Annotated in this window: 10 protein-coding genes and 1 pseudogene; 6 read left to right on the top strand and 5 right to left on the bottom strand. The window is 58.9% G+C overall.

Going from position 1 to position 11110, the window contains the following annotated elements:
• The first annotated feature begins 8 nt into the window (after positions 1–8).
• The 4 genes from HT578_RS09015 (at position 9) to HT578_RS09000 (ending at position 4273) form a co-directional block, all read left to right on the top strand.
• A complete protein-coding gene (locus tag HT578_RS09015) occupies positions 9–950 on the top strand; it encodes a Gfo/Idh/MocA family oxidoreductase (RefSeq protein WP_017184802.1) in 942 nt (313 codons plus the stop codon).
• A gap of 35 nt (positions 951–985) precedes the next feature.
• Complete coding sequence (locus HT578_RS09010; RefSeq protein WP_026002705.1) at positions 986–2002, top strand: aldo/keto reductase; 1017 nt, start codon at positions 986–988, stop codon at positions 2000–2002.
• 9 nt (positions 2003–2011) lie between these two features.
• Positions 2012–2647, top strand: coding sequence for a TetR/AcrR family transcriptional regulator (locus HT578_RS09005; RefSeq protein ID WP_081095131.1), 636 nt, complete (start codon positions 2012–2014; stop codon positions 2645–2647).
• Positions 2648–2821: 174 nt separating this feature from the next.
• Positions 2822–4273: an NAD-dependent succinate-semialdehyde dehydrogenase gene (locus HT578_RS09000; protein WP_017184799.1), complete on the top strand. Its 1452-nt coding sequence runs from the start codon at positions 2822–2824 to the stop codon at positions 4271–4273.
• 214 nt (positions 4274–4487) lie between these two features.
• Here the strand turns inward: HT578_RS09000 and HT578_RS22565 are convergent.
• From HT578_RS22565 to HT578_RS08975, 5 genes and pseudogenes are all read right to left on the bottom strand, one after another.
• A pseudogene (locus tag HT578_RS22565) lies at positions 4488–4628 on the bottom strand (transposase); the annotation flags it as partial.
• 148 nt (positions 4629–4776) lie between these two features.
• Positions 4777–5817 (bottom strand): GTP 3',8-cyclase MoaA, encoded by a 1041-nt coding sequence (gene moaA, locus HT578_RS08990; protein WP_051034329.1) that lies wholly within the window; start codon positions 5815–5817, stop codon positions 4777–4779.
• A 62-nt stretch (positions 5818–5879) separates the two neighbouring features.
• Positions 5880–6362: a MarR family winged helix-turn-helix transcriptional regulator gene (locus HT578_RS08985; protein WP_017184796.1), complete on the bottom strand. Its 483-nt coding sequence runs from the start codon at positions 6360–6362 to the stop codon at positions 5880–5882.
• A 175-nt stretch (positions 6363–6537) separates the two neighbouring features.
• Entirely contained in the window at positions 6538–7530 is a 993-nt protein-coding gene (locus HT578_RS08980; RefSeq protein WP_017184795.1) for a PhnD/SsuA/transferrin family substrate-binding protein, read from the bottom strand.
• Positions 7531–7532: 2 nt separating this feature from the next.
• Complete coding sequence (locus HT578_RS08975) at positions 7533–8795, bottom strand: Gfo/Idh/MocA family protein (protein ID WP_230461514.1); 1263 nt, start codon at positions 8793–8795, stop codon at positions 7533–7535.
• Positions 8796–8903: 108 nt separating this feature from the next.
• Between HT578_RS08975 and HT578_RS08970 the strand changes: the two genes are divergently transcribed.
• Both HT578_RS08970 and nadC read left to right on the top strand, forming a co-directional pair.
• A complete protein-coding gene (locus HT578_RS08970) occupies positions 8904–10187 on the top strand; it encodes a Rieske 2Fe-2S domain-containing protein (RefSeq protein WP_225900033.1) in 1284 nt (427 codons plus the stop codon).
• Positions 10187–11050, top strand: coding sequence for a carboxylating nicotinate-nucleotide diphosphorylase (nadC, locus tag HT578_RS08965; RefSeq protein WP_017184792.1), 864 nt, complete (start codon positions 10187–10189; stop codon positions 11048–11050). Before HT578_RS08970 ends, nadC begins: the two co-directional genes overlap by 1 nt.
• Positions 11051–11110 lie beyond the last annotated feature (60 nt).

Raw genomic sequence — 11110 nt, 5'->3', positions numbered from 1 at the left:
TGTCACATATGCGGATTGCACTGGCTGGTGCGGGCGCCTTTGGCGAGAAGCACCTGGATGGCCTCAAGAACATCGATGGCGTGACCGTCACTTCGCTGGTCGGCCGCGAGCTGGAGCCGACCCGGGCGATAGCCGAGAAATACGGTGTCGGCCACGTCACTACAGAACTCGATGAAACGCTTGCCCGCGACGACGTCGATGCGGTCATTCTATGCACGCCTACGCAGATGCACGCTAAGCAAGCTATTGCCTGCATGGAGGCAGGCAAGCATGTCGAGGTAGAGATTCCGCTGGCGGACAGCTGGGCAGACGCGCAAGCGGTCCTGGCCAAGCAGAAGGAAACGGGTCTGGTCTGCATGGTGGGCCACACCCGTCGGTTCAATCCGTCGCACCAATATGTGCACAACAAGATCCGGGCCGGAGAACTGAACGTCCAGCAGATGGACGTCCAGACCTATTTTTTTCGCCGCAAGAACATCAACGCGAAGGGTGAGCCGCGTAGCTGGACGGACCATCTGCTGTGGCATCATGCCGCGCATACGGTGGACCTTTTCGCCTATCAGGCCGGAAAGATCGTCGAGGCACATGCGCTGCAGGGGCCAATCCATGCGGAACTTGGGATCGCGATGGATATGTCGATCCAATTGAAGAGCGAAACCGGCGCTATCTGCACCCTTTCGCTGTCGTTCAATAATGACGGACCGCTCGGCACTTATTTCCGGTATATCTGCGATAACGGCACCTACATCGCGCGCTACGACGACCTGGTGAACGGCAAGGAGGAGCCGATCGACGTTTCCCAGGTGGATGTGTCGATGAACGGCATCGAGTTACAGGATCGTGAGTTCGTCGCGGCCATCCGCGAGGGTCGCGAGCCCAATTCCTCAGTCGCCGGCGTATTCGATTGCTATCGCGTGCTTGGCGAACTGGAAGCGCAGCTTGTCCGCTGATCCCTTCGCGCTACCACAGGCAGGAAGAGCATAGTATGACCGCGACCCTTCCAAAGCGCGCTTTAGGCCCGTTTTCCGTGTCAGCAATTGGTCTTGGCTGCATGAACCTTTCGCATGGGTATCAGCCGCGTCCCGAGGCTGAAGCAGCTGAACGGCTACTGTTACATGCGTTGGATAGAGGCGTCACGTTCTTCGATACGGCTGCTCTCTACGGGTTCGGAGCAAATGAGACGCTGATCGGGCGTGCCTTGGGACATCGCCGCAAGGATTTCGTCCTTGCCAGCAAATGCGCGCTTGGCGAGATCAATGGAAAACGCGGTCTCGACGGTTCGGCGGCGGCGATCACGCAGACATTGGATGAAGCATTGATACGATTGAGGACCGATGTCATCGACCTCTACTATCTTCACCGCCTCGATCCGAAGGTACCGATGGAAGAGTCGGTCGGCGCCCTGTCGCGGGCAGTGGAGGCAGGAAAAATTCGCACGATCGGTTTGTCGGAAGTATCGGCAGAAACGATCCGCGCGGTACATGCGATCCATCCGGTGACAGCTGTCCAGACCGAATATTCGCCCTGGACGCGCAATGTGGAACTTGCCGTACTCGATTGCTGCGAGGAGCTCGGGATTGGCTTTATCGCCTTCTCGCCTCTGGCTCGCGGCTTGTTGGCGGGAAGTGTGGGTACGGCAGGTTTCCAGCAAGGCGACCTGAGAGCCGCGATGCCGCGGTTCCAGGAACCTCATTTGACGCGGAACCTCGGGCTTTATGATCAGATGGCTGGGTTGGCCCGGGCTGCAGATTGCACTCCGGCGCAGCTCTGCCTCGCCTGGCTGCTTTCAAAGCGCGACTTCGTCGTTCCGATCCCCGGGACCACGAACATTGATCATCTCGATGAAATTCTGGATACCCTGTCGTTGACCATCTCCGAGGTCGTGTTTGACCAAGTGGACGCCCTTTTCGCTTTTGGCGCCGTTTCGGGACCTCGTTATTCAAAGGAAGCCCAATCGCAAATTGGTACCGAGATTTGGGAGGGTGAGCCGCTTGCCAGCTAGACTGTTCAGGTGAAACGGGTCGTTCGGGACCGGCGACGCAGGGTCGCGGCCGCAGTTCGCCGGCCGGCCGGTGCCCCGCCCGGTCCGAGGAAGGCTCAGCTTCGGCGCGTCGAAATTCTGGAAGCGGCGAGGCGATTGTTTGTTGAGCGAGGCTATGACGCGACGACGATGGATGACGTTTGCGTTGAAACTGGCCTCGCTAAGGGCACACTTTACCATTATTTTTCAAGTAAGACCGAATTGCGTGCGGCACTTCGGGACAACTTCTGCAACATGATATTGAACCGTGTCAAAAGCAGGATCAGTCTTTGCGAATCCGACGATTTTTTCACGCGGATCGATCTTCTGGTCGAGACGGCGGTGGAAAGTTATCTGGACACGCCCGAGTTGCGGGATGTGATCTTCTTCAGTGGGGATACGCCGCTCAGATCCGTGGCCGTGAACGACGGGCTTGTGGGCTATATCAGCGATCTGCTTTCACAAGGAACGCTGGAGGGCGCATGGTGTGTGGATGATCCCCACGCGCTATCAACGCTGATCTATTATAGCATCCATGCGATCGCAGACGATGCCTTGATGAGCGGTGCGCGACGCCCTCGAAGCGCGGTGCGTGTCTCGAAACTGGTCGCTATCACGCCGGACTAACGCTTCTCATCTGGTTTCGCGCAATCAAGATTCCGCGAGTATCGTCGGGCGTTTACATGCATCAGCTATCAGAATGGATGGCTTCTCATCAAATGAGAGTGTCCATACCGCGAAGGCATCCATCGGCCGGATTTGTTAGGGAATGCCAAACTGGATTTCAGGGAAATAGCAAACGTGAATCTTAGCCTTGCGGAGCCAAAACTGCTCCGGGCGCAAGCTTTTGTCGATGGCGCATGGATCGACGGCGAAGCGCGAATCGACGTCTTGAATCCGGCAGACAGCTCCTTGGTCGGCTCGGTCCCGGATCTCGGGTATCGCGAGGCCGAAGGTGCCGTCGACGCGGCCTATCGTGCCTTGACCGATTGGCGAAAAGCTACAGGCAAGCAGCGGGCCGCGATTTTGCGGCGCTGGTATGATCTGGTGCTCGTCCATACGGATGATCTGGCGCGCCTTCTGACGGCCGAGCAAGGCAAACCGTTGCACGAGGCCAAGGCCGAGGTGGTGTATGCGGCATCGTTCATCGAATGGTTCGCGGAGGAGGCGAAGCGTGTGAACGGAGATGTCTTAGCACCTCATGCGGCCGACCACCGTCTCCTGGTGCGACGCGAACCCGTGGGTGTGGTAGGCGCTGTAACACCCTGGAATTTTCCGCTCGCCATGATCACCCGAAAGGCAGCGCCAGCTCTGGCTGCCGGCTGTACCATGGTGCTGAAGCCGTCGGAATTGACGCCGCTTTCAGCGCTCGCTTTGGCGTGGCTGGCCGACCAGGCCGGAGTGCCGGCGGGAGTTTTCAATATCGTGACCGGTCAGCCCGCGCCGATCGGCGATGTGCTGACGGCTGACAAGCGCGTTCGCAAGTTCACCTTCACTGGTTCGACAGGCGTTGGCAAGATGCTCGCCGCCCGTTGTATGAGCACCGTGAAGAAGGTTTCCCTCGAATTGGGTGGAAACGCGCCGTTCATTGTCTTTGATGATGCGAAACTCGACGATGCGGTTGAAGGCGCAATAGCATCAAAGTTCCGGAATTCAGGTCAGACCTGCGTCTGCACAAATCGCATTCTGGTCCAATCCGGCGTTTATGAAGCCTTTTCCCGGCAGCTGGCGGCACGTGTTCGCGCGCTTGCCGTCGGGCCGGGTCTTTCGACCGGCGCGGATCAGGGGCCATTGATCGATGAACGTGCCGTTGCAAAGGTCGAAAGCCATATCGAAGACGGCGTCAAACATGGTGCCAGGATATTGACCGGAGGGCGACGAGTGCCCGGGGCAGGCCATTTCTTCGAGCCGACCGTTCTCGTAGATGTTTCGCCGGATGCTCTCCTATGTCGGGAGGAAACCTTTGGCCCCCTTGCCGGCCTCGTCCGTTTCCAGACAGAGGATGAGGCGATCAATTTGGCGAATGCCACGGACAGCGGCTTGGCGGCTTATGTATACACGCAATCCCTTGAGCGCAGTTGGAAGGTGAGTGAGGCTCTTGAATATGGGATGGTTGGGCTCAACACCGGCCTGATTTCGACGGAGGTCGCGCCTTTCGGTGGGGTGAAGGAATCCGGTCTCGGGCGGGAAGGATCACGATATGGGATCGATGAGTATCTCAATTTGAAATTCGTCTGTCATCAGATCGGTTAGGACGCATCCGATTCCAAGCGTTTCTTTAGAACTGGATTGTCAAAGAGAAACGGCAAAAAACGAACGCGCTGGCTGTTGATGACAGGCCGTTACTACGGTAGCTGAATCGACCGCGCGATTAAGCTCGTGCGACAGTCGAACAACGTAGTGCGTACGAGCTTATCATGGCGAAGAAGACCGACATTATCAACGAATATGAAGCAGCGGCTGTCGCCTTACGCCACCTATATAGCGTCTGTTCGGCAATCCCGATCTGACGACAGGCCTCGTCGGTGGTCCCGCCTCGCCCGACAATCACATCAACCTCACGCAGCTTCGCGATGATCTGTTCCGGCGTAAATCGCTGACGTCCCATATATTTCTCCATTCCTTTCGCCCGCTCGGGCTCTCTTCAGAAATGGACCAATTTTCTCAAGGCAGACCAATTTTATGAAAATCAATCGACCAGCCGCGCAAAAAGTAACGGCCATACTGCGTCGGCGAACAAAAGATCATGGAGGCGCTCAACCGCCAGTGACGTTCATATGGCGTTCGACAGCCGGCTGTGATCGCGCAATGTCGAACTCGTGGCGGAGTGGCTTGGCGGTCATTACGGCATCCAGCGCCGCGTCGATCGCATCCCGGCCACCAACACGCATCGCATCGCGCAGTTCGATGCGCTGGTCGCGGCCGAGACAACCAAAAATGGTGCCAGTAGCCGATATGCGGATGCGGTTGCAGCCGGCGCAGAAATTGTCGGTGAGGGGCGTAATGAAGCCTATCCGCCGACTGGTTTCGGCAACGTCATAATAGCGCGCCGGTCCGCCGGTTCGGTGGAGCGACGGAATCAGGACATATTCGCGCGCCAGCCGACGTTTCACGAGGTCGAGGGGCAGATAATGATTGGTCCGGTCTTCTTCCACCGCACCCAACGGCATCGTCTCGATCAGCGAGAGATCGAATCCCCGTTCGCCGCACCAGCCAACCATTGTTCCGATTTCATCTTCGTTGAGCGCCTTGAGCGCAACCATGTTGATCTTCACGGCGAGGCCCGCGTCTTGCGCGGCGGCGATCCCGGCCAACACCTGGTCCAGGTCGCCGCGCCGGGTGATCGCCCGGAAGCGCTCGTGGTCGAGGCTGTCGAGGCTGATGTTGAGTCTGCGAATGCCATATCGATGGAGGTCGCGCGCGACTGTGGCGAGCTGGGTAGCGTTGGTTGTCATCGTCAGCTCATCAAGGCCGTTGCCGATGTGTTGGCCGATCGCCTCCACCAACCCGACGATGCCGCGACGGACCAGAGGCTCGCCACCGGTCAGGCGGATGCGTCGCACACCTCGCGCGATCAGGGCATCGGCCAGTTCCGCCAGTTCCTCCAGGGTGAGGAGGTCCTGGCGCGGCAGGAACTCCATGCGCTCGGCCATGCAATAACGGCAGCGCAGGTCGCACCGATCGGTGACGGACAGGCGGACATAAGTGATCGTTCGGCCGAAACGGTCGGTCAGGCTGCGCCAAGGCTTCCCTCTATCGGGAGTTGGAGTGGCCGTGAGGCCTTCCCGTTCAGCCATGGCGCACACGTCCCTCCCTGTTCATGGCCTGTTGCCCCTGATCCAGGGATGATGTGGAGGAGTCATCCTTCGTCAGCAGGCTTCGCAGGCAGCCTATCAAATTCGGCAGCGAGATTGGCTGATATGCGCTCGAGGACCGATCGACAGATTTCAACTTCGCGCGGCTCGATGCCAGCAACAGCGACCTTGTTGATGTCGATCGCGTATTGCATCAGCTCCTTTTCGAGCGCACGGCCATGATCTGTAAGAGTAATCCGCAATTTTCGACGATCATCCTTGTCCTTGGCGCGTTGCACCAGCCCTTGCCGAAGCATGGCGTTTATCATGGCGACCGTCGTATTTTCGGTGACGTTAGTCATGTCGCTCAGATATTTTTGGGTCACCCCGTCCCTGAGCCATAGGACACGAAGATAGTACCAGAAACCGGTTTTGAGTTCGTGCTTGGCCAAATAGGCACTCAAGAGCCGATCGAACCGTCGGTGGCAGCGCCGAACCTGATAGCCCAAACTCAGTTCCGGATCGAGTTTGGGGGCGTGCTTCGACATCTGTTCACTCCTGACGGGTTCAACCGATCCTCCACTCGCACAGACGCCGCACGAACGCATCGCAAAACCGTACCCGGCACCCGAAACCCATATTCCTATGATGGTCCTCGGGATATTAAACGTGTCCCGAGGACCATCATGTGAGCAGTAGACTGGCCTCGTGCAGGATGGTTTCTTAGATGCGGAACTCGGCGAAAGTCTCGGGCGCGAACATCTCTTCTATGGTGAGCTGGCGGGGCGACAGGCCCTGCTCGTGATGGTAACGCGTGAATGTCTCGATGACGTGGCGGTTCTTTTCGATGCCATAGGGCCACCATTCCCTGCCCATCGTAGCAATAGTGTCCTCCACTGCGGCGATCTGCCATGGCAACATCGTTTTCAGCGATGCCGACACCAACAATTGTTCATAGCTCAACCGCTGGGCTTCTACGAATGCCTTGTAAAGCGCCTGAGCAATCCATCGATTCTTCTCATACACGTCTCGCCGGATGGCCACGACATGCATGATCGGGAAGATTCCTGTCTTCGCGAAATAGGCTTTTTCAACGTCCACAAAATTGGGGAAGAGGCGCCGAACCTTGCCCGGCTCCGAATAGAAGGTCGACGGCGCCCGCGCAGTATGCAGCGCATCGATCTCTCCATCCGCCAGCATGCGCTTCAAGGTCTGGGTGGGTCCGATCGGCTCGACCTTGAACTTGTCGGGTAGATTGAGCTTCAGCTTCTCCTCGCGCCCCGGCTCCTCTTCACCACCCGTGACGTAGGTGACCGACGCAGGATCAATGCCATACTCGTCCTGCAGGATGCCGCGGATCCAGACCGGAGCCGTCATCTGATATTCAGGCACGCCGATCCGCTTGCCGACGAGATCCTCGGGCTTTTCGATGCCGCTTTTGGCGGAGACGAAAATGCAGGAGTGGCGGAAGAAGCGCGAAGGAAAGACGGGAATGGCGATGAAGCCAGGATTCTCGCGGCCCAGGGTCACGCAATAGGACGACATCGACAGTTCAGCGACATCGAATTCTCGATTGCGCAGCATGCGGAAGAAGGTTTCCTCGACATCCAGAACCTGAAAGTTGAGGTCGATGCCGTCGGGCCGGACCGCGCCCGTCTGGAGGGCTTCGGTGCGGTCATAGCCCCAACAGGCGAGGGAAAGGCTCAGTCTGGTCATTGTCACGGTTTCTCCGATAGAGTGTCGAGAAGTTGGTTGGGCGCTACGTCCGTATTGCGTCGGCTCGATTCGAGGAGCGCGACGCAACAGGCCATGGTATCAAGTCCCCAGCGCCCGTCATGGATCGGGCGGCGAATGCCTAGGCAACCGCCGACAAACTCGTCGATGACTTCCTTGCGCGGCAGGGCAGGGGGCTCGATCGGCTGGAAATCGCGTTCGGTGTCCCCATAAATTGAGAGCCCCTTGGGCGACAGTTTCAGGTCCGCGCGGTCGCAGCTGACGATGATGAAACCGAAATGCTCATGATGCGGCGCTGGCGTGTCGGCAGCGACAGCCGGGACGCCGTATGTGCGCTTCAGTTTGGCTTCGATTTCATCCTGCGATGATAGCGTCGCAAGCCTCTTACGCGCCTCGCCGTAGCGATCCGGGTCCTTGTCATAGCCAAGCTCCGCTATCCACCCCACCAGTTCGTCGCTGTCATAATGCGCATATCCGCTATAGGTCAGCGACGCTGCAGCACCGGCTTCAAATGTCACCAGCGCCGTATAGGCGCCTTCGCTCGGGCGGCTGCTATCCCAGTTGGCGGCGACGGCGCGAACAGATGAAACGGGCTGCCCGACAAGGCGGCGCACGACATCGATCTGGTGCGCCGCTTGGCTGTAGACGACGCCGCCGCCACGGGCGCTATCCAGTTCTTCCGGACGCCTGGGCCGGAACATGAAATCGGTGAAGTTGAGCGCCGTGACCATCCGCACGGCACCGAACCTGCCTGAGGCAACCAATTGCGCGGCAGCCTGTACGGGTGCATCGAAGCCGTGGCTGGGTCCGACCACGAGCACCTTGCCGGCATCGGCGGCGGCGCGCTCTATACGCGCGCAATCTGCAAGCGTTGTCGCCATCGGCTTTTCGACCAGCACATGCTTTCCAGCCCGCAGAGCGGCGATGGCCTGCTCGGCATGCAACTCATGCGGGGTGGCTATATAAACCGCATCGATAACCGGCGAATACAAGAGCGCGTCGAGCGTATCGAACGCCGGCGCGCCGAATTCGTCCGCGAAGCGTTCCCGAGCTTCGCGGCGCAGGTCGAAAGCCCCGGCAAGCGCTACGCGAGAATCGGCCTTCAGCGCGGGCAGAGTGAGCATGAAACCCCGGCCGAGCCCAATGATTCCTAGTCGCAACGCATTTGCCATTCTTTGCCTGCCGCTCCCTTCAACCCGAAAATCAGGCTTGAAAAAGCCATTACTACGATATAGAAGTAATTTCAAGGGCGCATCCTGAGGGTGATTCGTCTTCGTGCCAAGCCAAAATGAGGAGGGTAGCTAATGACTCCGGAACAAAATGATCTGCTTTGCCGTGTGGAGGGCGAGGCCCCAATGGGGAAGCTGATGCGGCAGCACTGGTTGCCCGCCTGCATGATCGAGGACGTCGCCGAGCCAGACGGCACGCCGTTGCGTGTTCGCTTGCTGGGTGAGAACATGGTCGTGTTCCGCAATACGGAGGGGCGCATCGGTGCGCTCGACGAGCTGTGCCCGCACCGGCGCGCTTCCCTTGCCTTCGGTCGCAACGAGGAATGCGGCCTGCGTTGCCTTTATCATGGCTGGAAATTCGATGTGGACGGCAATGCCGTCGACATGTCTTCCGAGCCGGTCGATGCAAAGCTACGCGGCACGATGAAGACCAAGGCATATCCGGTGGTAGAATCTGCTGGTTTCGTCTGGGTGTGGATGGGTGACCCGGAAAATGTCATCCCTTTCAGCCCGCCGAACTGGTCGGCCGCGCCGGCTGAGAAGATCAGCATCGTGAAAATGCATGGCGGCTGCAACTGGGCGCAGGTTCTCGAAGGGTCGATCGATTCGGCGCACAGTTCGAGCCTGCATTCATCGAACATGCCGACGGCCACCGAAGTAAGCGGCTCGACGGCTACGGACACCGCGTGGCTTCGCCCGTCGGCCGACAAGGCGCCCAAGATTGAAGTGCAGAAAACGCCGTTCGGCTTTCGTTATGCTGCTATCCGCAAGCCGATCATCGATGCGGACAAGCAGGACTATGTACGCATGACTCTGTTCCAGGCTCCGTTCACGGTGCACATCCCGTCCAACGACCAATATCATCTGTCACAGATGCTGGTTCCGATCGACGATGTGAACACCATGTTCTATTGGATCGCCTGGCATCCGACGAAGGGCATCAGTCAGGATGCCTGGCGCAAGTTCTGCGGGGCGGAGATTGGCAAGGACGTCGAGCCCGTTACCTTCAAAAAGCGGCGCAACGCCGAAAACAACTATCTGCAGGACCGGGCCCTGATGAAAGCCGGCGACTTTACCGGCATCTACGGCATTCCCTGTCAGGACATGGCGATGTGGGAATCGATGGGGCCGATCGCCGACCGCAGCGAGGATCTGCTCGGCTCGAGCGACAAGGCGATCTTCACCTTCCGCACCCAGATGTATCGCGCCGCCCAGGCTGTTCAGAAAGGCGAGCCGGCACTGGGTGCTGTAGAACCGCGCGTGCCACTGGCGAAGCTCATGTCGTTCGAGGGCATGGTCCCCAAGGGCGATGACTGGCGGCTGATCAACGTCTCCGAGGAGGAGAGGCGCTTGACCGGCGTCTTCGCCGACAAGGAAGAAGTTGAAGATCTGGCGGACGCGGTTTCCTGATGCGTGAGTCGGATTTGATCGCGGGCCTGGATCAGCAACAACTCGACAACTTCGTCGATTATGTTCTGAGTGAGGATCTGGGGAGCGGAGACGTCACGAGCCGTGTGTCAGTCCCCGCCAGCGCGCGCTTTTCCGCCGTTCTGGCTGCCCGGCAACCGATAGTGGTTGCCGGGCTCCAGCTGGCAGCCGCGTTTTTCGGTAAGCTCGACCCCGAGGTCGCTATCGAATTCCTGGTGCAGGATGGGGACAATGTTGCCGCTGGGCAGCCCCTCATGCGAATTGCGGGAAGCGCGCAGCTCATGCTCGCGGCCGAGAGGTCCGCTCTCAATACGCTCCAGCACCTGACCGGCATCGCGACGGTGACGCGATCTTATGCCGAAGCGATCGCCGGTACGGATTGCGTCCTTCTCGATACGCGCAAGACAATTCCCGGTCTTCGGGCGATCGAGAAATATGCCGCCAAGGTGGGCGGGGCGCGGAATCATCGCATGCGTCTGGATGACGGTATCCTGATCAAGGACAACCACATCGCCGCCGCTGGCAGCATTGTCGAAGCGGTCAAGGCTGCGAAAGCCGCCAATACCGGGCTGGAAGTCCAGGTCGAGGTTGACGGGATCGAACAAATCGAGCCTGCGCTGATGGCGGGGGCGGATCGTCTGCTTTGCGACAACATGTCTCCTGCCAAGCTCAAAGAGGCCGTCGCCCTTGTCGGCGGCCGCGTCCCCATCGAAGCGTCAGGCGGCGTGCGGCTCGATACGATTAGGGAAATCGCGTCGACTGGCGTCGATTTTGTATCAGTCGGGCGCATCACCCAAAGTGCTCCCGCGGCCGATATCGGATTGGACTACGCGCTTTCCCCATGAGCCTTGCGCGCCAAGGCGGCGTGGAGGTTTTTCAGTCGATAGCAGACTGCCAAAAAGCAT

The organism is Novosphingobium decolorationis (assembly GCF_018417475.1).
Classification (GTDB): domain Bacteria; phylum Pseudomonadota; class Alphaproteobacteria; order Sphingomonadales; family Sphingomonadaceae; genus Novosphingobium; species Novosphingobium decolorationis.
This window is presented reverse-complemented; position numbering and strand designations above follow the sequence as displayed.

Coding starts and splice junctions, on each gene's coding strand:
- HT578_RS09015 (WP_017184802.1), top strand. CDS start 9: ATGCGGATTGCACTGGCTGGTGCGGGCGCCTTTGGCGAGAAGCACCTG.
- HT578_RS09010 (WP_026002705.1), top strand. CDS start 986: ATGACCGCGACCCTTCCAAAGCGCGCTTTAGGCCCGTTTTCCGTGTCA.
- moaA (WP_051034329.1), bottom strand. CDS start 5,817: ATGGCTGAACGGGAAGGCCTCACGGCCACTCCAACTCCCGATAGAGGG.
- HT578_RS08985 (WP_017184796.1), bottom strand. CDS start 6,362: ATGTCGAAGCACGCCCCCAAACTCGATCCGGAACTGAGTTTGGGCTAT.
- HT578_RS08980 (WP_017184795.1), bottom strand. CDS start 7,530: ATGACCAGACTGAGCCTTTCCCTCGCCTGTTGGGGCTATGACCGCACC.
- HT578_RS08970 (WP_225900033.1), top strand. CDS start 8,904: ATGGGGAAGCTGATGCGGCAGCACTGGTTGCCCGCCTGCATGATCGAG.
- nadC (WP_017184792.1), top strand. CDS start 10,187: ATGCGTGAGTCGGATTTGATCGCGGGCCTGGATCAGCAACAACTCGAC.